Here is a 20,038-nt window from a genome sequence, read left to right on the forward strand (position 1 = left end):
TGTGCTGCATTGCACGTAGCAACAACTCGACAGGAGGCCTGCATGGCCAAGGTACCCGCCGCCTACCAGGCGACCCGCGGCTCGATTCTCGATGTCGATCGTGACTTCTATGCCCGCCTGACCGATCCCACTGGCCGCGAGAGGGTCGAAAAGCTTACCGTGCCAATCCGCGATGGCTTGGCCTGGAAAGTGCCGGCGGGGCACGTGATGCGGCTCTCGACCCAGGATGGCCCTCAGGTCGGCGACTTCAACCTATGGAGCCTGCACAATCCCCGGGAGCGTTTCTGGGCATCACGTACCCGACAGCTTCAGCGCGCCCATGTCTCGACATTCGACCGGCTCTGGTCGACGCTGCCCTACCTGCGCCCCATGGCGACCATCATTGATGACACCCTGGCCGGCTACGGCGTCGATGGCAGCGGCGTGGACGAGGAGGGCGGGCGTATCCACGACCTGCTGGGCACCCGCTGTGATCCCTACGTCAACCGGCTGCTGACTGGCGAGGATTTCGACCACCACTGCCACTCCAATCTGGTGCGCGCCGTGACGCCTTTCGGCCTGACCGAATTCGACGTTCACGACGTACTCAACGTCTTCCAATGCACCGGGCTGAACGATGACGACCAGTACTTCATGAAGGCGTGTCCCGCGCAGGAGGGCGACTACCTCGAGCTGTTCGCCGAGATCGACCTGCTCTGTGCGCTCTCCTGCTGCCCCGGTGGCGATCTCTCAGTGGACCTATGGGGCCCCAATGCCCGTGATCCACTGGAGACCTGTCACCCCATCGGCGTGGAAGTGTTCCGCCTGGACGCTTCGCTACTCCAAGGTTGGAGGCCGCCGGAGCCCTCTCCCTATGCCGGAGGCCATGGCATGCGTGGGCCAGGCATTGATTGGGCTGAGAAAAAACGTGATCTGGCGGCCCGGAAAACAGGTCGCTGACAGCGGGAGGGGAGCCTAGAAAGCGTCGCTGAGGCTTCGGTCGCGGCCCGCCTGCTTGGCCTTGAGCAGTGCCTTGTCGGCACGCCTCAGGGTGGTTTGATGTGGCTCGCCGGGCCGGTGCTGGCATAATCCGGCACTGACCGTGACCGAGATCTTCTCGTCGGCGGCACGTATCGTTACCTCAGCAAGATGTGAGCGCAGCCGCTCCACAATGGTGCTGGCTTCGTTGCGGTCGGTATCGGCCAGCAGGAGCAGGAACTCTTCTCCTCCCCAGCGGGCGCACACGTCGTAGTCTCGCAGGGCTTGGCTCAATGCATGAGAGATGGCCATCAGAAGCTGGTCCCCGACATCATGGCCGTGGCAATCATTGATGCGCTTGAAGTGGTCGATATCCAGCAGTGTCAGAGTGAAACGGCGACGCTCCCTGACAAACGCCTCCAGGCGTTCGAGGATCAATCGGCGATTGGGGAGGCCGGTCAGCGGGTCGTGGGTCGAGGCTTGGTGCAAGGCCTGATTGCGCTCCTGTATGAGCGCTTGAAAGCCATCCGAGATGCGCGACAGCTTTTGCTGGCGGCGCAGGGTGCGTTGGTAGCGTTGCTCGGTGACCTGGCGAGCCTCCATGGCCAGCGACTGATAGCGGTCGGAGATGTCGATCAGACGCTGTATCTGCACTTGTTGCTCGCAATGGCGTTGATATAGGCGCTGCAGGGCGTCATGGAGCGGGTGTCCGGCATGTTCGCTTGAGTCGATCAGGGCGGCAACCTGTGCCAAAAACGCTTTGTCCTCCTTGTCTTTCATGGCTCCCCCCTGACAGGTGTGATGGCGAAGGGATAGCTGCAATCTTCGCGAAACTCATCGGCCAGCTCAGCGATACGCTCGTTGCGTGCATCGTAGTGCCAGGTGACCGAGACCTCGCGGCCGGTTTCGAAAGCTTCCTCGAGCAGGTCGAAGATATCCATCATCGCCTTCACCGAGCTGGTATTGAGGTAGACCAGTGCCAGCTCCAGATGAAGGGGGCGCTGCTCATGGGTGAGGAAGTGACGAACCCATAAAATCACCTGGTCGAAGAGTTCGTAGGAATTCTCCGGATAGGAGTCGCCCTGCATCGTCAGGCGCCCGGCTTGCCAATCGCTGCGAATAGCTGGCGTTGACAGGCTGCCGGGAATGTCGAGATCGGAAATCGTGGTTGTCATGGCAAGAGTCAAATCGTGGCTGTCAGGCTGAAGAAGCTGCGTTGGTTCGGCAGCGGCTGTAACGCGGCTTGCAGGGGGCGGCTGGACTTCCGGGCCATGTCGAGCAGGCCGAGGCCGGCACCTCCATGGACTTCGGCATTCCTGGGGCGGCGAAGCTGCTGCTTGTAGGCCTGCTTGAGCGCTTGCTTGTCCAGGAGGGCGAGCGCTTCGACCGTGGCAACCAGGTGCTCACCGTCGGCCCGCTCAACCAGGTTGCCGGCACTTACCTGGTAGTGTCCTTGGCCGCTGTGTGCGACTGCCACCGTAGCTGCGCCCAGTTCCTCGTCATAGCCCTGGCGACGGGCATAGTGACGGATGTTCTGGGTCATCTCAATGTAGACGGAGAAGACGTCCATGGCCGCAGAGGGGGCAGCTTGCTGGGTGTCGAGATAGTTGCGCAGTGCCTTGCCGATCTCTTCGATCAGGCTACGTGATATGGGGCCATTGAAGCACAGCATGATGCGATCATGCTGATAGCTCTCCCTCATGCTCAGTAAATCCATGGCAATTCCTTGGCTTGCAATGCCTCCCCTACCCAGGATCAGGGGGGCGTGATGAAGCGGGCTCAGGGGCTTCCAGTGGCGCGCAGAATATCAGCAAGGTGATATCGTCTCGTTGGCTGTGAGGGCCTCGATAGTCGTCCAGGGCCTGTTCGAAAGCCGCCAACTGGTCATCGAGTGATGCCAAGGCATGGGCTCGCAGGAGTTCCTCGAAGCGGCTGTTACCGAAGCCGAAGCCATGGCGGCCTCCTGCTTGATCGAGCAGCCCATCGCTGCACAGATAATAGCGCCATCCCGAATGCATCGGAATGTACTGGTTGCTGTAGAGGGCCGGGCGACGATGCCCCAGTGCTCGTTTGTGGCCCTTGATGCGCTCGAGCCTGTCGCCGTCGCTGGCGTAGAGATCGAGCTTGGCTCCGGCATAGGTCAAGCGTTGCCGGGTCGGGTCGACCCAGGCCAGGCCGATATCCATGTTGGTGGCGATGGAGGAGGGCAATTGCGCTTCAGGCAGCAGCAGGCGTGTCTGGCGATCGATCTCATTGAGCACGGTAGCCGGGTCGTCGGCCCCTTCCTGGGCAATGGCGTGGTCGATGATGGCGCGTGCCAGCATGGTCATCATGGCGCCGGGCACGCCGTGGCCGGCGCAGTCTACGATACCGATCAGATAGCCCTTAGGCGTGGCGCGGAAGACGTAGAAATCACCGCCCACGGTGTCGCGTGGTTTCCACAGTACGGCGTGACAAGAGGCAAGATGTTCGCTGAGCTGGGTGTCGGGCAGGATGGCGCGCTGAATGATGCTGGCGTACTGGATGGAATCGCCAAGCTTCTTGTGGGCGTCCGCCATGGCCGCATGTGCGGCTTCCAGTTCTTGCGTGCGTTCGCGTACCTGGGATTCGAGGTTGCGCGTGTGATCCGCCACCTGGCGCGCCATGTGGGAAAAGGCCTGGGAGAGCTCGCCGATCTCGTCGCGACGTTCGGTGGGGAGTCGCGAGCGATAGTCGCCGTTGGCGATGGCGCGAGCCGACAGCGTCAATCGGTGGAGCGGCGTCAGGATCAGGCGGTGAGTGGCATAGGCAAAGGCCGCTGTCAGGATGGCCAGTATCAGCAGCAGCGCGCCAACCAGGGGCCAGAACCAGCGTCCTTCGAGGATGCTGGCGGCCTGCATGTCCAATGAGGTGACCAGCAGCCACTGCAGCTCCGGGATGTAGCCTACCGAGAGCAGTCTCGGCTCGCCGCCGATATCGACGTGCAGGGTCCGGATATCGCCGGGTCGGCGTATCGCCCCCTGCATCGCCCGCCTGAGATCGTCGCGCTGGTCGGCGTCGTCGATCAAGGACTGGATATGCTGCTCATTGTCGGTATCGAAGGGGTTGCCACCCGCGCCGAGCGCCACGCGGGCCTGGTCGGGGTGGGCTTGAATCATGCCACGGGGGTCGACAATCATTGGCGTGACCCCGGGGGCGCTGGCCCGGATGAAGTGTGCCAGGAAGTCGTCCAGGTCGAGGGCGCCGCCGGCCAGGCCGAGCAGTTCGCCGTTGTCGCGCACCTTGACGTTGACCCTCAGCATGCTGCGCTGCAGGACATGATCGACGCTGATATCGATATCGTAGGTGGACGTACTGGTCATGGTGGCGAAATACCAGGCGTCCTCGGCCTCATCCCTGGAAAGACGATAGCGGGGAAGCGGCTCGGCGTCGCGTCGGTCGGCGAAGTAGTAGTCGTGAGTGGCGTGATCGATGATGAAGTAGGCGTTGCTGCCGAACTGTTGGCGGAAGCCTTCGGCCTCAGCGAGAAAGCGTGCCCGGCGCTCGGGATCGTCCGGTTGGCGTAGCCACTCGCGGGTGACCACCGAGTTGGCGAAACGTCGTGACAGCGCCAGTTCGCGGGATACGGGGGCAGAGATGCGATGCATCTGCAGCAGTGTGTACTGCTCGGCATAGGCCGTGGCGAAGTGGCGGCGTACCTCATCGACGGCCTTCCAACCGATGAACAGGGCTGGGATCAATGCCAGCAGGCACGCCAGCAGCAAGGTTGCGACCGACTTCCCACGCAGTCCGAGGTGTACTGCCATCGCGTTGGCTTCCCTGATCGGGTGGGCTCAGCCCCCATTGTCATGCTTTTTCATTGCCTTACCTTAAACCCTGAGTACACGCGGTTCCTCATTTCTCCATCTCCGCTTCGACAAGGTACTGGCAAGGGGCTCTGCGGGGCACCGCCATGCCGGGTCTGGCGTTTTCGATGGGTTGATGGCTCGACATCAGGGGAGTCGGCTTTTCCGTGCATGTTGACTATCCATTCAGCTGGAATCCATATACCATCCATGTGGATGGTATATGGAGTGCATATGGATTCCATTTGGATGGTTTCGCTGAGTGCTCCACCCCTTGGTTAATGAGGTAAAACATATGAGCGTGCATGAGCTACGGCGCAAGTCCGGCGACTCCAGCGAGAAGATCACCATTAACCTGGGGGTGGTCGACCTGGGGCAGATCGACCTGCTGGTCCAGGAGGGGTTCTATTCCAATCGCACCGATCTGATCCGCACGGCCATCCGTAACCAGCTGTCGAACCATGCCGAGGTGGTCAGGGAGACCGTGTCTCGCAAGGCCTTCGTGCTGGGGCTCGAGCATTACAGCCGCGCGGATCTGGAAGCGCTGCAGTCGGCGGGAGAAACACTGCAGATTCAGGTCCTGGGCATGGCCAGCATTGCCGACGACGTATCGCCGGAACTGGCCCGTGCCACCATCGAGTCGGTGGTCGTCCTGGGCGCCCTGCATGCCAGCAAGGCGGTCAAGGCGGCCCTGGCGGATCGAATCCACTGAAACACTGAATAGGGACATTGACGATGATCGACGCGCGACGAATGGAAGAAGCGACGCGGCTCACCCGCGCCGGGAAGCTGCATGAGGCCATGGCCATGCTCCAGGGCGCGATGCCCGGTGGGAAGAGCGGCACGGGGGACGAAGAAGTGCGGGATACCTCAGGCTCTGCACGTAACGTCTATGAGGGGAGCTGCCAGGTCATCGACGAGGAGGTGTCGGTGTTGAAGCCAGCGTCTGCGGAGTCGGGTTCGTCCCGGACAGGTGCATCGTCAGCGGGAAAGGCGTCATCCTCGGCGTTTGGCCGCACCCGACAGGCGGCCTCTGGGACAATACCGGGCGGTGAAATCGGGCTGCCTTCTGGCTGGCGCGAGAAGTGGCGCCAGTTGCGTGATTCCATGGCCCAGCCCGAGCAGGGGCGGGGCTCCAGCGAGACAGCACTGCCTGGCGCGTTCACCGCTGGCTGCTTTACCAACCATGCCGGCTCGCGCGATTACAAGCTGTATCTACCCAGCGGCTATCACGGTCAGTCACTACCGCTGGTGGTCATGCTGCATGGCTGCACGCAGAACCCCGATGACTTCGCCGCCGGGACCAACATGAACCGGCTGGCCGAAGAGCAGCTTTTCTGCGTGCTCTATCCGGCCCAGCCGATGACCGCCAACAGTAACAAGTGCTGGAACTGGTTCAAGGTCGAAGACCAGCAGCGCGATGGAGGTGAGCCGTCGATCCTTGCCGGCATGACCCGCCAGGTTATCGACACGTACGGACTCGATGCTAGCCGCACCTATGTCGCTGGACTGTCGGCCGGTGGCGCCATGGCCACGACAATGGCGATGACCTATCCGGATCTCTATGCGGCGGTGGGCATGCACTCGGGGCTTCCTCACGGCGTGGCCCAGAGTCTCCCCGATGCATTGGGGGCAATGCAGGGAGGCACAGGTCCACTGGCTTCGTCGACACGAGTGTCTACGTGGGAGTCGCGGGTGCCTGCCATCGTCTTCCACGGTGATCGCGACACCACGGTGCATCCCAGCAATGCGGATCGCGTTGCCGCTCAGTACGCCGCCTCGCGTGCGGCTGGCGAGTCGACAAACGGCCGTGAGGGCAGTGCAGGGAAGACGGTGGAGCAGGGACAGGTCCCCAATGGCTACGCTTATACGAAGACCAGCCACCAGGATGCGGATGGGCGGTCGTGCCTGGAGCAATGGGTGATCCACGGTGCCGGCCATGCCTGGTCGGGTGGCGATGCTCGCGGTTCCTACACGGACTCCAAGGGGCCCGATGCGGCCAAGGAGATGCTGCGTTTCTTTCTTTCCCATGCCAAGTCCGCGGATCGGTCAGGTCGCCGCACGCCCTGAAGGGCAGCCTCATGTGACATCGTCACCAAGGAAAACGCCTCGACACTGGTCGAGGCGTTTTGGTGTTGCAGCAGGAACTGTTCCTAGGTAGCAGGTCGTGCCACCAGCGAGCGGGTCTCCTCGCGGGCCTCGACCAGTTCCACGCGGGTGACGTCACCGAGCTTGTAGCGCTCTTCGCCTTCCACCTGGATACGGCCTTCCTTGTCGTCGATGACCACCTTGTCGCGGTCGCTGTGGATCATCGGCGCAGGAACGAACGCGGTCGCACCGTTGGCGGTCAGCCGGACGCGCATGCCGCCGCGGTTGATCGCGATGACCTCCGCCTCGAAGGCTTCCTGGGCCTTGGCAGCCGATGTCAGGTAGCGCACATAGAGCCAGTCCTTGACGTCGCGCTCGGCCATGCGATTCAGGCGGCGACGCTCGGTCAGCTGTTCTGTCAGTGCCAGGGTGGCTTCCGCCGGCGCCTGCTCACCCTTGAGCACTCGCTTGATCAGGCGGTGGTTGACCATGTCGCCATACTTGCGAATCGGAGAGGTCCAGGTGGCGTAGGCGGCCAGGCCCAGCCCGAAATGCGGCCCCGGGCGAGCTGACATGCTGGTGAAGCCCTGAAAACGGCGCAGGCGGGCATCCAGCCAGGCGTCGTCGCGGCTCTCCAAGGCACGCTTGAGCTCCTTGTAGCGGGGTAGCTCGGAGAGGGCCTCGAGTTCGACCTCGATCTCCTGGGCGGTGAGGAACTCGTGGGCGGCTTCGGCCTTCTCCGGCTCGAAGGCACGGTGGACATTGAAGATGCCGTGGCCCACCTTCTCCGCGAGCAGGTCGGCACAGCAGGCGTTCGCCGCGATCATCGACTCCTCGATCATGCGGTTGGCGATGCGTCGCTGCTCGGTGCGGACGTTGAGCACGTTGCCGGCCCGATCCAGTTCGAAGACATAGTCCGGACGATCCTTGAATACCAGGGCGTGCTCGGCGCGCCAGGCGCTGCGCGCCTCGGTCATGTCACGCAGCGCCTTGAGCTGCGGGGCGATCTCATCCGCCGGTGCCCAGTCGCCCTGGCCCTCGATCCAGTCGGAGACCCGGTCATAGGCCAGCTTGGCGTGGGAGCGCGCGGTGGCGGCAAAGAAGCGGTAGTCGCCGAGGCTGCCGTCGGCTTCCACTTCCAGGGAGCAGGCCAGCACCGGACGATCCTGGCCTTCCCACAGCGAGCAGAGGTCATCGGCCAGCTGCTCGGGCAGCATGGTGACGTTCTGGCCCGGCAGGTAGACGGTGAAGGCGCGCGTGCGAGCCTCCAGGTCGGCGGCATGCCCCTCCTCAACGTAGGCGGTGGGGTCGGCGATGGCCACCGTCAGTCGCCAGCCGCCATCCTCGCGGGACTCGATGCGCAGGGCATCGTCCATGTCGCGGGTCTTCTCGCCATCGATGGTGAAGAACGGCTCGGCGGTGAGGTCCCGGCGATCCATGCCCTCGTCCACTAGCGGCCATTCGGTGCCGGCGTCGGGGCACTCCTGCTCCAGAGCGTGTCTGGCCAGGGTGACGCGCCACGGCACGGCCGGGTCGTCGGTCTTGGCCACCAGCTCGTCGATCTGGGCGAAGAAGCCGCGATCGTTCTCCTTGAGCGGGTGGCGCACCAGCCGCGACACGACCCAGTCGCCGTCGCCGATGCTCTCTTCGTCGAGGCTGTTCTTGATCCGCGACTTGAGCACGTTCTTGATCGAGGGGTGGTCGGGGACCACCGCAAGGCGACCTTCGCGCTTCTGCACCCGGGCAATGAAACGTGTCAGCCCGGGTTCCAGCAGAGCGTCGGGCTCGACCGAGGTCTTGTCGCCATTTTCGTGGATGGTGGCCTGGACGCGGTCGCCATGCAGCACCTGCTTCATGGCAGGCGGCGGCACGAAATAGGACTGGCCATCATCGGTTTCTAGAAAACCGAAGCCCTTGTCGGTGGCTTTGATCACGCCCTCGGCACGGGGCGTGGTCTTGCGAATCTGTTGCTTGAGCTGAGCGAGCAGCGGATTGTTCTGCAGCATGGTCACGAACGTGTGGCGGGGTAGGAGAGCCACTATACGGACTCCCGTGGCCGGCGCCAAACGCCACTATGTCCAGCGACGAGGAAACAGCAGGTTGTGACCAGAATAAGCCGACGATTGTGGCATTTGCTAGGCTGATAGCCGCCATGAATACTGGACCCCACTATGACCCCCCACCTCATCGTCTCCGACCTCGATGGCACCCTGCTGGATGCCAACCACGATCTCCATCCGCACACCATCGAGACACTGCGGGTCCTGGCGGATAGGGGCCATCACCTGGCCTTCGCCTCGGGGCGTCATTTCCGCGACATGCTGGCCTTCCGTGAGCGACTCGGGGTGCCGATCCACGTTATCAGCACAAATGGCGCCTACCTGCATGGCCCCGATGGCCGGCTGCTCTCCGCCCGGCACCTGGAAGCAGAACTGGCTCTCGAGTTGATCGCCATGGAGCGCCATGACAGCGTACGGCTCAATCTCTATCGGGAGGAGGAGTGGCTGATCGACGCGGCGGAGCCAAGGCTGCTGGCCTATCACGCCCATACCGGCTTCGGCTACCGGATCTTCGAACCCGACGAACTCGACGGGGAAGGGGTGGGCAAGGTCCTCTACATCGGGAAGCCCGAGCGCCTGGCGGGGCTCGAAGCCCTGGTGCGGGAACGCCACGGCGAGCGGTTGCACGTGACCTATTCCACCGTCAATTCGCTGGAGATCATGGCCGGCGGGGTGAACAAGGGCACCGCGCTGCAGGCCCTGCTGGATTCGCTGGGGGTCGAGTCGCGGCACTGCCTGGCCTTCGGCGACAACCTCAACGATACCGAGATGCTGGCCCTGGCCGGCGAGGCACATGTGATGGCCAACGCCCATCCCGAGCTCGCCGGGCGTGTTCCCCACGCGCGCAGCATCGGCCACCACGCCGAGGTGGGCGTTGCCGCGCGGCTGCGGGAGAGGTTCGGAATATAAGGCCTATGGTCGGTTGCTACCTTGGTCGCAGATGGCTTGTCGGGATGGCCGCACTTGACCATTATCGAAGCCCGACAATGACAACAATCACGGGCGTAGCCACGACACCGCCCCTTCCCATCGGACGACGATGACGACGACACCTGCCACCCTGATCGTGGTCGACGACGACCCGGAAATCCGTGAGCTGCTGGCCGACTATCTCGGACGCCACGGCTATCGTGCCCTGGTCGCCGAGGATGCCGAGGCGCTTCATCGGCTGCTGATCCAGGAGACACCCGACCTGCTGATCGTCGACATCATGCTGCCCGGTGACGATGGCTTCACCATCTGCCGTGACGTGCGCCGCGACAGCCAGGTACCCATCATCATGCTCACCGCCAGCGCCGACGAGACCGATCGGATTCTGGGCCTCGAACTCGGCGCGGACGACTATCTCGGCAAGCCGTTCAACCCCCGGGAGCTGCTGGCGCGGATCAAGGCGGTGCTGCGTCGTGCACGGGGCAACCAGCAGCCCCAGGACCCGGCACGCGCGCGGCTGGTCAGCTTCGGTGGTTGGCGGCTGGACCGAATGACCCGCGAACTGATCGATCAGGAGGAGCGGCGTATCCCGCTCTCCGGCGCCGATTTCCAGCTGCTGCAGGTGTTTCTCGAACACCCCGAGCAGATACTTTCCCGGGACGCGCTGTTCGAACTGACCCGTGGCCGGCCAGCGCCGCCGCTGGACCGTTCCATCGACGTGCATGTCTGCCGTTTGCGCCAGCGGCTCGGTGAGGATGCCCAGTACCATCAACTGATCCGTACCGTGAGAGGGGCTGGCTATGTACTTACCGCCCGGGTCGAAGCGCTGACGTGACGGATACTCGCTGGCAGCGGTGGCGTCGGTACCTGGCACGCGGCCTGCCCAGGACGCTGCGCGGTCGCTTCGTGCTGATCATGATCGTCGGTGTGCTCGCCGCCCAGCTCGCCAGCTATGCCGTCTGGACCTCCCAGGTACGCTCCAGCCAGCTGGAGCAGCTCGACGAGCTGTCGCAGAATGTCGCCTACAGCGTGGCCTCGACCATGCGCTTCTTCCGCTCGTTGCCCGTCGAGTATCGCCACATCGTGCTCGACCAATTGCGCAACATGGGGGGCACCCGATTCTTCGTCAGCGTCAACGAGCGTCGCATCCCCGTCGATGACATCGGCTCGGGGGCGGAGAAGGCGCTGGTGGTCGGCAATTTTCGCGCCATCCTCGGGCGCGAATTGAACATCGACGAGGTTCTCGTGGAGTTCTCCCGGGCAGAAACCCTGCGGGTCTACAACAATGAGGTGCTGCTGCACGACCTGCCACCGCGTTGGGGCCAGCACAGTCTGCTGATGGAGCCGTTGTCGCCGCCGATCCTGGTGGTGCAGCTGGAGCTCGAACCCGGTACCTGGCTCTACGTGGCGACCCTGCTGCCGGTGGCGGACCTGTTCAACGAGTATCGCTGGCTCTCCGGCGAGCGTCTGCTGGCGGGGCTGATGGTGCTGCTGACGGTGATCGGGCTCTCGCTGCTGGGCATCCGCAGCGTCACCCGGCCGTTGGCACGCCTGTCCCGGGCGGCCCGCCAGCTGGGCAACGACCTGGATGCGCCGCCGCTGCGTGAGAGCGGCCCCAGGGAGGTGATGGCCACGGCGATGGCCTTCAACCGCATGCAGGAGCGCATCCGGGAGCAGGTCGACGAGCGTGAGCGGCTCTTCTCGGCGATCTCCCACGACCTCAAGACGCCTATCACCCGCATGCGGCTGAGGGCCGAGATGCTCGACGACCCGCTTCAGCGCGAGCGCTTCTGCGCCTCCCTCGATGAGCTCGATCTGCTGGTCAAGGGCGCGCTGGCCTCGGTCAAGGGCTTTGATCTTCACGAAGCGGTCGAAGAGCTCGAGCCGCGAGCGGTGCTGGAAGAACTCGCCGACGAGCTTGCGCTCCAGGGTGGAGAGGTGACGATCCGGGGGCAGGCCGCACCGCTCGCCGTCAAGCCGCTGGCGTTGAAGCGCTGCCTGGCGAACCTGCTGGAGAATGCCATCTTCTATGGCCAGCGCGCCGACGTGACGCTGGAAGACGATCCCTCCCGCCTGACGATCACCATCCGCGACCATGGGCCGGGCATCCCCGAGGGTCAGCGCGAGCGGGTCTTCTCGCCCTTCGTCCGTCTCGAACCCTCCCGCAGCCGCAATACCGGCGGCAGCGGCCTGGGGCTGGGCATTGCCCGGCATATCGCCCGCGCCCTGGGCGGCGATATCGGTCTCGACAACCACCCCGAGGGCGGGCTGCGGGTGCGCGTGACGCTGCCCCGGCCGCGGAATATTACGGGGCTGTAATATCCCGGCAATACGACGGCAATACTTCGCAGGACTAGGTAACCCCTGCTGTCGCGCTCCCTGGGTTAGCGTGGCGTTATCCGGTGTCACGCCGGAAACATAACAACTCGAGGAGTTACGCCATGCCTTCCTTCAAGCGGAATTGTTTCACCGCAACGAGCTTCCCCAGGACCGGCCTTGCTCTGGCCACGGCCCTGGCCGCTTCCGTGTCACTGACCAGCGCCCATGCCGCCGGTGAAGTCGAGGTCCTGCACTGGTGGACCTCCGGCGGAGAGGCCCGGGCCGCCAACGTGCTCAAGGATCTGATGGAAGCCGAAGGGTACGGTTGGCAGGACTTCGCCGTCGCCGGTGGCGGCGGTGAAACCGCGATGACGGTACTCAAGTCCCGGGCCATGTCAGGCAACCCGCCCTCGGCGGCCCAGATCAAGGGGCCGGAGATCCAGGAGTGGGGCGAACTGGGCCTGCTCGGCGAGCTCGACGAGGTCGCCGATGCACAAGGCTGGGATGATCTACTGCCCGAGACGGTGGCGGACATCATGCGCTACGACGGCCAGTACGTGGCCGTACCGGTCAACGTCCACCGGGTCAACTGGCTCTGGGCCAACCCGGACGTGCTCGAACAGGCCGGCGTCGAGATGCCCACCACCCTGGATGAGCTGTTTGCCGCCGGCGAGGCGATCCGCGAGGCGGGCTTCATCCCGCTGGCCCACGGCGGCCAGGCCTGGCAGGACGCCACGGTGTTCGAGACCGTGCTGCTGGCGACGGGCGGCACCGAGTTCTTCCAGCGGGCGCTGGTCGACCTCGACCCCGAGGCGCTGGGCAGCGAGCAGATGATCGAGGCGCTGGAAACCTTCAAGCGGCTGCGCGAGCTGATGGACGACGACATGTCCGGTCGCGACTGGAACATCGCCACCTCCATGGTGATCAACGGCGATGCCGCCATGCAGCTGATGGGCGACTGGGCCAAGGGCGAATTCACCGCTGCCGAGCTCACCGCCGGTGAGGATTACCTCTGCGCCGCCGCCCCGGGCACCGCCGATGCCTTCACCTTCAATATCGACAGCCTGGCGATGTTCCGCGTCGAGGGCGAGGAGCACGAGGCCCAGCAGGCACTGGCGCGGCTGGTGCTGGAGCCCACCTTCCAGGAGGCCTTCAACCTGGCCAAGGGCTCGATTCCCGCACGCCCCGACCTGGACATGAGCCAGTTCGATGCCTGCGCCCGGCAGTCCCTCGAGGACTTCCAGCGCACCGCAGAAGAGGGTGGCCTGGTGCCCAGCATGGCCCACGGCATGGCCGTGCGCGCCGACGTGCAGGGGGCCATCTTCGACGTGGTGACCAACTACTTCAATGCCCGTGACATGGAGGCCGAGCAGGCCGCCCAGCGCATGGTGAACGCGGCGCAAGCGGCACTCTGACCCGCCGCCTTCCCTGGCCTGCCGGGCTCCAGCTTCATCGGCCCCGGCAGGCCATCAGGCGACGCTTTCGTTCACGCCCGAGGTACTTCCCATGACCATCCTATCCCACGCCGAGGAGCGCCCGGTGCGCCCCGCGGCACGGCGGACCGCTGCCGCACACCTGCAGGACTGGCTGCCGCGGCTGGTATTGGCGCCCTCTGTGGCCATCACCCTGTTCTTCGTCTATGGCTTCATGCTCTGGACCTTCGTGCTGTCGCTGACCAGCTCGCGGATGTTGCCGAGCTACGACTTCGTCGGCTTTGCCCAGTATGCGCGGCTGATGGCCAACGACCGCTGGTGGGTTGCGTCCACCAACCTGGTGATCTTCGGCGGCCTGTTCGTGGCGATCTGCCTGGTCATCGGGGTGGTGCTCGCCATCCTGCTCGATCAGCGCATTCGTCAGGAGGGGGCGCTGCGTACCCTCTATCTCTATCCCATGGCGCTGTCGTTCATCGTCACCGGGGTGGTGTGGAAATGGCTGCTCAATCCCGGTCTCGGCATCCAGGCGATGGTGCGCAGCTGGGGCTTCGAGGGCTTTACCTTCAACTGGATCGTCGACCCGGACATGGCGATCTACACCCTGGTGCTGGCCGCCGTGTGGCAGGCGTCAGGCTTCGTCATGGCGCTGTTCCTGGCCGGCCTGCGGGGTATCGACGACAGCATCATCAAGGCCGCCCAGCTCGATGGGGCCAGCCTGCCGCGCACCTACCTGCGGGTGATCCTGCCCTGCCTGCGCCCGGTGATGTTCAGTGCGGTGATGATCCTCTCGCATATCGCCATCAAGAGCTTCGATCTGGTCGTCGCCCTGACCGGGGGCGGCCCCGGCTATGCCACCGACCTGCCGGCCACCTTCATGTACGCCCACGCTTTCACCCGGGCGCAGATCGGGCTGGGTTCGGCCAGTGCCATGCTGATGCTTGGCGGTGTGCTGGCGATCCTGATTCCCTATCTCTACTCCGAGCTGAGGAGTCGCAAGCATGGATAACGTGATTCGTCGTCGTACGCCCGCGGCCCGCCTGGGCCGGTTGGCGGTCTATGCGGTGCTGCTGCTGGCTGCGCTCTTCTACCTGCTGCCGCTGGTGGTGATGCTGATCACCTCGTTCAAGCCGCTCCACGAGATCACCCCCGGCACGCTGCTGTCGCTTCCCCAGTCACCCACCGTGGACCCCTGGGTCAAGGCCTGGGGCGAGGCCTGCACCGGCATGCGCTGCGAGGGCATCGGCGGCTACTTCTTCAACTCCATTGCCATCGTGGTGCCGGCGGTGCTGATCTCCACGGTGATTGGCGCGCTCAACGGCTACGCCCTGACCAAGTGGCGCTTCAAGGGCTCGGAGCTGCTCTTCGCCCTGATGCTGTTCGGCTGCTTCATTCCCTTCCAGGTGGTGCTGCTGCCCATGGCACAGACCCTGGGCTGGCTGGGGCTGTCGAGTTCGCGAGCCGGCCTTATCCTGGTCCATGTCATCTTCGGTATCGCCTTTACCACGCTGTTCTTTCGCAATTTCTACGTGGCGGTGCCCACCGAACTGGTGTCGGCGGCCAAGCTCGACGGTGCCGGATTCTTCCGCATCTTCTGGCGCATCCTGCTGCCGGTCTCCGCGCCGATCATCGTGGTCTCGGTGATCTGGCAGTTCACCCAGATCTGGAACGACTTCCTGTTCGGCGTGGCCTTCTCGGCCCACAACACCCAGCCGGTGACCGTGGCCCTCAACAATCTGGTCAACACCTCCACCGGTACCCGCGAATACAACGTCGACATGGCCGCTGCCATGATTGCGGCGCTGCCGACCCTGGTGGTCTATGTGCTGGCGGGGAAATATTTCGTCCGCGGGCTTACCGCCGGTTCGGTCAAGGGTTAGGAGCCTGTCGAACTTAACGCTGATCTACTGCGAAATCCGGGTTTTCGGCCAATTTCATTCGATCTATTTCGTTAAAGAGCCCGCTATTCGCCTCTACAGATCGATAAACTTGTCTCGAAAACCGTATCTCTCGCTACGATCGGTCAAGCCCGACAGGCTCCTAGCGGTCAAGAGAGAACAACAAGGGGTTTGAATCATGTCTGCACTAGAAATTCGCAGTGTTCGCAAGGAGTTCGGCGGCGAGCGCGTGCTCAAGGATGTCAGCCTGGCCATCGAGTCCGGGGAGTTCCTGATCCTCGTCGGCCCGTCGGGCTGCGGCAAGTCGACCCTGATGAACGCCATCGCCGGCCTGGAGCCGGTGACCTCCGGCGAGATCCACATCGCCGACGAGGACGTCACCTGGCGGACGCCGGCCGAGCGGGACATCGCCATGGTGTTCCAGTCCTACGCGCTCTACCCCAGCATGACCGTGCGCGGCAACATCAGCTTCGGCCTGGAGATGCGCAAGGTGCCGAAGGCCGAGCGCGAGGCCGCCGTCGAGCGGGTCGCCGACCTGCTGCAGATCTCTCACCTGCTCGAGCGCAAGCCCTCGCAGCTCTCCGGCGGCCAGCGCCAGCGTGTCGCCATGGGGCGGGCCCTGGCCCGGGAGCCGAAGGTCTATCTCTTCGACGAGCCGCTCTCCAACCTGGATGCCAAGCTGCGGGTGGACATGCGCACCGAGATCAAGAAGCTGCATCAGCGGCTCGGCACCACCATCGTCTACGTGACCCACGACCAGATCGAGGCCATGACCCTGGCCGATCGCATTGCGGTGATGCGCGACGGCAATATCCTGCAGCTGGGCACCCCCGACGAGGTCTACAACGACCCGGTGGATATCTTCGTGGCGGGATTCATGGGTTCGCCGTCGATGAATTTCATCATGGCTAGCCTGGAGGGCGGGGCAGGGGACTACCGGTTGCGTATCGTCACCGAGGGCGAGCAAGCACTGGTGCTGCCCTGGCCCGTGTCGCGGGAAACCCCGGCCATGGCCGAGCAGGTCGGGCGCTCCATCATCCTGGGGCTGCGCCCAGAGCACTTCAGCGAGGAGGACTCACGGCTCAGCGGTATGGACGAGGGCACGCCGGTCTCGGCCAGGGTCAGCGTGGCCGAGCCCACCGGAGCCGATATCCTGCTGAGGCTGCCGCTGGGGGATGGAGAGGTCACGGCCCGGGTCGGCCCCAAGTGTACGGTCGTGCCGGGAGAGCGCCTGGGGTTACGCGTCGACATGGGGCGCGCCGTGCTGTTCGACAGCGAGACGGAGCAGCGCCTGGCCTAGGGGCCTGTCGGACTTAACGCTGCTCTACGGCGAAATCCAGATCTCTCGTGACGATCGGTCAAGCCCGGCAGACTCCTGGGCGCGGGGTTCCCGGTCGGTGTTGTTCGATAAAGGCCTGCTGCCACTGGTCGGGCAGCAGGTCAACGGCCGGTGATGGCCTTGCGCTCAGCGAACGGTAATGACGGTACACTCGGCGGCGTGGCTTACCTTGTGGGAAACGCTGCCCACGACCAATCCGCGCAGGTCGCTGAGCCCCCGGCTACCCATGATGATGGCTTCAACCCCGCGTGTCTTCGCTTCGCTGACGATGGAGCGGGCCGGGTCGCCACGGCCGATGGCGGTCTCGACCTTGGTCACTCCCTTGTCGCGCGCCGCCTGGGCGGCCTTTTCCACCACCTGCTGTCCGATGTCGTCGCGCTCCTGGCGGGACGCCTCGATGGCGATGGCGCCGATGCCCCAGACCAGCGTCGTCTCGTGGGAGAGCTCTTCGGGGATATGCAGGATGTGCAGGGTGGCGTCGGCCTGGTTGGCCAGTTGGCAGGCAACGGAAAGGGCTTTCTTGGCGTTTTCGGAGCCATCGACGGGAACCAGGATGGTATTGAACATGGCAGTTTTCCTTCTTGGCAGGTAAGGGCTGATCCTTATGTTAGAGACTAGCGGCTCGGAGCCGAGCTGTCATGACCGGGGTCAAGAAGCGCGTGGCTACGACGCTTATTCCTTTACCTCGAGGCGACGCAGCTGCTGCCAGAGTTCGCTGCGCAGGTCGGCCATGCGCGGTGCCTCGCCAGCGTCGAAGCCGATCGGCCGCGTCAGTCGCTGGGTTCGCAGGCCGAGCCGCGCACTGAGCAGGCCCACCCCCATGCCCTGGCCGGCACGGGTCGAGAGCCTTCCGGCCAGGTTCAACGAGAGAATCTCCATGCCCGCTTCGCTGGCCATCTCGGTCGCGCCGGCGAAGGCCATGTTGTAGAGCACGCTACGCAGCAGGCGCAGGCGGCTGGCATAGCCGAGTTCCAGGCCGTAGAGGCGGCATATCCGGTCGATCATTGCCAGGTTGCGCCAGGCGACCAGCGCCATGTCCACCAGGGTCAGCGGGCTCACCGCCACCATCACCGCGGTCTCGCCGGACATTCGAGAGATCAGGCGTCGCGCCTCCCGGTCGCGGGGTGCCAGCAGATGATGTGCCAGCAGCTGGCGCACCTCCGCCCCGCTATGGTGAGACTGGTGAGCGGCCAGGAAGGCCTGCCAGTGAGGGTGGTCCTCATGAAGCTTCAGCTGTGTCTTGAGCAGTCTGGCCAGGCCCATGGCCTCGGCGGTGCCGACTTCCTGCAACTTGCCCAGTCTTGCACGCAGGATGTCGTGGCGACGCAGTCGACGCAGCCGCCAGGCTTCACGCAGCAGCGCACTGGCGCCCAGGCCGATGGCGCCCAGTCCCATCAGGGCCCAGCCGCCGTTGAGCCAGTCACCGCCGGTGAGGGCCGCCGGTAGCCGCAGGGCTAGCTCTGCCGTGCCCAGGGCCAGGCTGCCGCCCAGCAGCGTAAGGAGGCCCCAGCGGCGCTTGCGTGGCCGGCCGAGGCTGGCAGCGAGGGCCTGCTCGGCAGGGCCATCGATGGGCTCCTCAATGGGGCGAGTCGGCAGTTCTGTGGCGAAATCCTGGCGCGGCCGTGGGGTGTCGCCACCGGGCGGCGGGGTTGGCTCATCCAGGGTGAAACGGCGACCGGGTCGGGGATCGGTGGGGCCGGGTGCTTCGTGGTCCTGGCCGGGGTGGCGGTTATCGCTCATCGCAGTTTGTCTCCGATCAGCCAGTCGAGGGCGGCGTCCAGGCGAATATGGGGCAGGGCGCCGCCTTCCCGCGGGGCGGGGCGGAAGGCTCGGAAGTCGAAGCCCTGCCGTGCCCAGAACTCCGCTTCGGGCAGCTGTGAAGGCACCTCGCCGGGAAACACCAGGACTTCCTCGCCTTCCAGGGTGGTGCCGCGCAGCGCCGGGGTGCGCTGCTTCTGGTGCTCCACGGCATGGGTCTCGGTGGCGCGAATCGCCGCCAGTGACAGCGCCTTGACCGGCACGTCGGCATAGCGCAGGTCCTGCAGGGGCTCGGCCAGCAACGCTTCCAGCAGCGAGGTCAGGTTGCCGTGCTGCTCCGGCGTCACGTGGTCGGCCTTGGTCGCGGCAATGGCCAGCCGATCGATGCGCGGGGCGAACAGGCGCGACAACAGGCTGCGCTTGCCGTAGTCGAAGCTCTGCATCAGCGTGGTGAGCGCCTGGGAGAGGTCCTCGAAGCGTTCGGGGCCGGCATTGAGCGCGCCCAGCACATCCACCAGCACGATCTGTCGGTCGAAGCGGCGAAAGTGGTCGCGATAAAACGGCCGCACGATGTGCTGCTGATAATGGCGAAAGCGGGCGGCCAGGGTGGCGTAGACGCTGTCGGGTGGCAGCTTGGCCAGCCTGGTGTCGTCGTAGTCCTTCAGCGCGGGCAGGGGAAAGAACTGCAGCACCGGCGCACCTTCCAGGTCGCCCGGCAGCAGGAATCGACCCGGCTGCAGGTTGGCGAAGCCCGCCTCCCGGGCGGCCTGCAGGCTGCGGGCATAGAGGCTGGCGATGTTGGCCAGCTCAGCCTCGTTGGCTTCGGCGGCGGGGTCGAGCCCGGCGGCGACGCTTTCCCACTCGGCGAGCAGGGCGCGGCGCTGTTCGCCGGCATTGGCCAGCATCGCCCGGCTCCAGCCGGGGTAATCATGGCCCAGCAGGGGCAGATCGAGCAGCCACTCGCCGGGGTAGTCGAACAGGTCCAGGCTCAGCTCGGCGGTTTCGCCCCGCAGCAGTCCGCGTCGCGCCGGACGATAGCGGATCGACAGGCGCAGCTCGCTGATACCGCGGGTGGGCTGCGGCCAGAATGGCGGATCGGCGTCGAGGGCCGCCATGGCCTGGTCGTAGGGAAAGCGCGGCACGCCCAGATCTGGCTGGCTGACTCGCCGGGCGCCCAGCAGGCGACCCTCCCGAGCCACCGGCATCAGGTCGAGTCGGGCCTCCAGGCCGGCATGGCGAAGCTGGTTGACCAGCGAGGTGAGAAAGGCGGTCTTGCCGGCGCGCGACAGGCCGGTGACCGCCAGGCGAAGCTGGCGATCGCGTCCGCGCTCGATCAGGTTGGTCAGTTCCCGGGCCAAAGGCTGGCGCATCAGTGAGGATTCCCTTCGCAGCAAGCTCAGCCGCTAATGTGAGGGCGTTGGCGACGTCTGGCAAG

18 protein-coding genes are annotated in these 20,038 nt (G+C 64.8%); 10 read left to right on the forward strand and 8 right to left on the reverse strand.

Annotation, left to right across the window (positions count from 1 at the left end; translation table 11 throughout):
• Positions 1–42 precede the first annotated feature (42 nt).
• On the forward strand, positions 43–939 hold the full coding sequence (locus KZO25_RS09640; RefSeq protein ID WP_223136789.1) for an urea carboxylase-associated family protein: 897 nt from the start codon (positions 43–45) through the stop codon (positions 937–939).
• A gap of 15 nt (positions 940–954) precedes the next feature.
• On the opposite strand, the gene siaD is transcribed toward KZO25_RS09640, so the two are convergent.
• The 4 genes from siaD to siaA are packed head-to-tail and all read right to left on the reverse strand — an operon-like array spanning position 955 to position 4,742.
• A complete protein-coding gene (gene siaD, locus KZO25_RS09645; protein ID WP_223136790.1) occupies positions 955–1,737 on the reverse strand; it encodes a biofilm regulation diguanylate cyclase SiaD in 783 nt (260 codons plus the stop codon).
• Positions 1,734–2,132: a biofilm regulation phosphoprotein SiaC gene (gene siaC, locus KZO25_RS09650; RefSeq protein WP_262488933.1), complete on the reverse strand. Its 399-nt coding sequence runs from the start codon at positions 2,130–2,132 to the stop codon at positions 1,734–1,736. The genes siaD and siaC overlap by 4 nt, the downstream gene beginning before the upstream one ends.
• An 8-nt stretch (positions 2,133–2,140) precedes the next feature.
• On the reverse strand, positions 2,141–2,674 hold the full coding sequence (gene siaB / locus KZO25_RS09655; RefSeq protein WP_223136791.1) for a biofilm regulation protein kinase SiaB: 534 nt from the start codon (positions 2,672–2,674) through the stop codon (positions 2,141–2,143).
• A 28-nt stretch (positions 2,675–2,702) separates the two neighbouring features.
• Complete coding sequence (gene siaA / locus KZO25_RS09660) at positions 2,703–4,742, reverse strand: biofilm regulation protein phosphatase SiaA (protein WP_223136792.1); 2,040 nt, start codon at positions 4,740–4,742, stop codon at positions 2,703–2,705.
• 334 nt (positions 4,743–5,076) lie between these two features.
• Between siaA and KZO25_RS09665 the strand changes: the two genes are divergently transcribed.
• Both KZO25_RS09665 and KZO25_RS09670 read left to right on the forward strand, forming a co-directional pair.
• Positions 5,077–5,493 (forward strand): CopG family transcriptional regulator, encoded by a 417-nt coding sequence (locus KZO25_RS09665; RefSeq protein WP_066450343.1) that lies wholly within the window; start codon positions 5,077–5,079, stop codon positions 5,491–5,493.
• Between the two features lie 23 nt (positions 5,494–5,516).
• Positions 5,517–6,851, forward strand: a complete 1,335-nt coding sequence (locus KZO25_RS09670; protein WP_223136793.1) for an alpha/beta hydrolase family esterase — start codon at positions 5,517–5,519, stop codon at positions 6,849–6,851.
• A gap of 83 nt (positions 6,852–6,934) precedes the next feature.
• On the opposite strand, the gene KZO25_RS09675 is transcribed toward KZO25_RS09670, so the two are convergent.
• On the reverse strand, positions 6,935–8,875 hold the full coding sequence (locus tag KZO25_RS09675; protein WP_223136875.1) for an exoribonuclease II: 1,941 nt from the start codon (positions 8,873–8,875) through the stop codon (positions 6,935–6,937).
• A 165-nt stretch (positions 8,876–9,040) separates the two neighbouring features.
• On the opposite strand from KZO25_RS09675, the gene KZO25_RS09680 reads away from it, so the two are divergent.
• The 7 genes from KZO25_RS09680 to KZO25_RS09710 all read left to right on the forward strand — a co-directional run bounded on the left by KZO25_RS09680 (position 9,041) and on the right by KZO25_RS09710 (position 16,806).
• The gene (locus KZO25_RS09680; protein ID WP_223136794.1) at positions 9,041–9,838 is read left to right on the forward strand and encodes a Cof-type HAD-IIB family hydrolase; all 798 of its coding nucleotides are present in this window, start codon (positions 9,041–9,043) and stop codon (positions 9,836–9,838) included.
• Positions 9,839–9,968: 130 nt separating this feature from the next.
• Entirely contained in the window at positions 9,969–10,694 is a 726-nt protein-coding gene (locus tag KZO25_RS09685; RefSeq protein ID WP_223136795.1) for a response regulator, read from the forward strand.
• Between the two features lie 80 nt (positions 10,695–10,774).
• Positions 10,775–12,178: an ATP-binding protein gene (locus KZO25_RS09690; RefSeq protein ID WP_223136876.1), complete on the forward strand. Its 1,404-nt coding sequence runs from the start codon at positions 10,775–10,777 to the stop codon at positions 12,176–12,178.
• Between the two features lie 122 nt (positions 12,179–12,300).
• On the forward strand, positions 12,301–13,593 hold the full coding sequence (locus tag KZO25_RS09695; RefSeq protein WP_223136796.1) for an ABC transporter substrate-binding protein: 1,293 nt from the start codon (positions 12,301–12,303) through the stop codon (positions 13,591–13,593).
• Positions 13,594–13,684: 91 nt separating this feature from the next.
• Complete coding sequence (locus KZO25_RS09700; RefSeq protein ID WP_223136797.1) at positions 13,685–14,617, forward strand: carbohydrate ABC transporter permease; 933 nt, start codon at positions 13,685–13,687, stop codon at positions 14,615–14,617.
• Entirely contained in the window at positions 14,610–15,488 is an 879-nt protein-coding gene (locus KZO25_RS09705) for a carbohydrate ABC transporter permease (RefSeq protein ID WP_223136798.1), read from the forward strand. The genes KZO25_RS09700 and KZO25_RS09705 overlap by 8 nt, the downstream gene beginning before the upstream one ends.
• Positions 15,489–15,684: 196 nt before the next feature.
• Positions 15,685–16,806 carry an ABC transporter ATP-binding protein gene (locus tag KZO25_RS09710; protein WP_223136799.1) on the forward strand — a complete coding sequence of 374 codons (1,122 nt, stop codon included), beginning with the start codon at positions 15,685–15,687 and terminating at the stop codon, positions 16,804–16,806.
• A gap of 165 nt (positions 16,807–16,971) precedes the next feature.
• Here KZO25_RS09710 and KZO25_RS09715 read toward each other — a convergent pair whose 3' ends face one another.
• The 3 genes from KZO25_RS09715 to KZO25_RS09725 all read right to left on the reverse strand — a co-directional run bounded on the left by KZO25_RS09715 (position 16,972) and on the right by KZO25_RS09725 (position 19,973).
• Positions 16,972–17,412 (reverse strand): universal stress protein, encoded by a 441-nt coding sequence (locus tag KZO25_RS09715; protein WP_223136800.1) that lies wholly within the window; start codon positions 17,410–17,412, stop codon positions 16,972–16,974.
• A gap of 105 nt (positions 17,413–17,517) precedes the next feature.
• Positions 17,518–18,585, reverse strand: coding sequence for a YcjF family protein (locus KZO25_RS09720; RefSeq protein ID WP_223136801.1), 1,068 nt, complete (start codon positions 18,583–18,585; stop codon positions 17,518–17,520).
• Positions 18,582–19,973 (reverse strand): YcjX family protein, encoded by a 1,392-nt coding sequence (locus KZO25_RS09725; protein WP_066450316.1) that lies wholly within the window; start codon positions 19,971–19,973, stop codon positions 18,582–18,584. Before KZO25_RS09725 ends, KZO25_RS09720 begins: the two co-directional genes overlap by 4 nt.
• Positions 19,974–20,038: the final 65 nt, after the last annotated feature.

The organism is Halomonas sp. ANAO-440, assembly GCF_019915905.1.
GTDB lineage: Bacteria > Pseudomonadota > Gammaproteobacteria > Pseudomonadales > Halomonadaceae > Halomonas > Halomonas chromatireducens.

Bases quoted from the DNA above. Each gene is read 5' to 3' on its own strand.
- KZO25_RS09640 (WP_223136789.1), top strand. From the start codon at position 43: ATGGCCAAGGTACCCGCCGCCTACCAGGCGACCCGCGGCTCGATTCTC.
- siaD (WP_223136790.1), bottom strand. From the start codon at position 1,737: ATGAAAGACAAGGAGGACAAAGCGTTTTTGGCACAGGTTGCCGCCCTG.
- siaC (WP_262488933.1), bottom strand. From the start codon at position 2,132: ATGACAACCACGATTTCCGATCTCGACATTCCCGGCAGCCTGTCAACG.
- siaB (WP_223136791.1), bottom strand. From the start codon at position 2,674: ATGGATTTACTGAGCATGAGGGAGAGCTATCAGCATGATCGCATCATG.
- siaA (WP_223136792.1), bottom strand. From the start codon at position 4,742: ATGGCAGTACACCTCGGACTGCGTGGGAAGTCGGTCGCAACCTTGCTG.
- KZO25_RS09665 (WP_066450343.1), top strand. From the start codon at position 5,077: ATGAGCGTGCATGAGCTACGGCGCAAGTCCGGCGACTCCAGCGAGAAG.
- KZO25_RS09670 (WP_223136793.1), top strand. From the start codon at position 5,517: ATGATCGACGCGCGACGAATGGAAGAAGCGACGCGGCTCACCCGCGCC.
- KZO25_RS09675 (WP_223136875.1), bottom strand. From the start codon at position 8,875: ATGCTGCAGAACAATCCGCTGCTCGCTCAGCTCAAGCAACAGATTCGC.
- KZO25_RS09680 (WP_223136794.1), top strand. From the start codon at position 9,041: ATGACCCCCCACCTCATCGTCTCCGACCTCGATGGCACCCTGCTGGAT.
- KZO25_RS09685 (WP_223136795.1), top strand. From the start codon at position 9,969: ATGACGACGACACCTGCCACCCTGATCGTGGTCGACGACGACCCGGAA.
- KZO25_RS09690 (WP_223136876.1), top strand. From the start codon at position 10,775: ATGATCGTCGGTGTGCTCGCCGCCCAGCTCGCCAGCTATGCCGTCTGG.
- KZO25_RS09695 (WP_223136796.1), top strand. From the start codon at position 12,301: ATGCCTTCCTTCAAGCGGAATTGTTTCACCGCAACGAGCTTCCCCAGG.
- KZO25_RS09700 (WP_223136797.1), top strand. From the start codon at position 13,685: ATGACCATCCTATCCCACGCCGAGGAGCGCCCGGTGCGCCCCGCGGCA.
- KZO25_RS09705 (WP_223136798.1), top strand. From the start codon at position 14,610: ATGGATAACGTGATTCGTCGTCGTACGCCCGCGGCCCGCCTGGGCCGG.
- KZO25_RS09710 (WP_223136799.1), top strand. From the start codon at position 15,685: ATGTCTGCACTAGAAATTCGCAGTGTTCGCAAGGAGTTCGGCGGCGAG.
- KZO25_RS09715 (WP_223136800.1), bottom strand. From the start codon at position 17,412: ATGTTCAATACCATCCTGGTTCCCGTCGATGGCTCCGAAAACGCCAAG.
- KZO25_RS09720 (WP_223136801.1), bottom strand. From the start codon at position 18,585: ATGAGCGATAACCGCCACCCCGGCCAGGACCACGAAGCACCCGGCCCC.
- KZO25_RS09725 (WP_066450316.1), bottom strand. From the start codon at position 19,973: ATGCGCCAGCCTTTGGCCCGGGAACTGACCAACCTGATCGAGCGCGGA.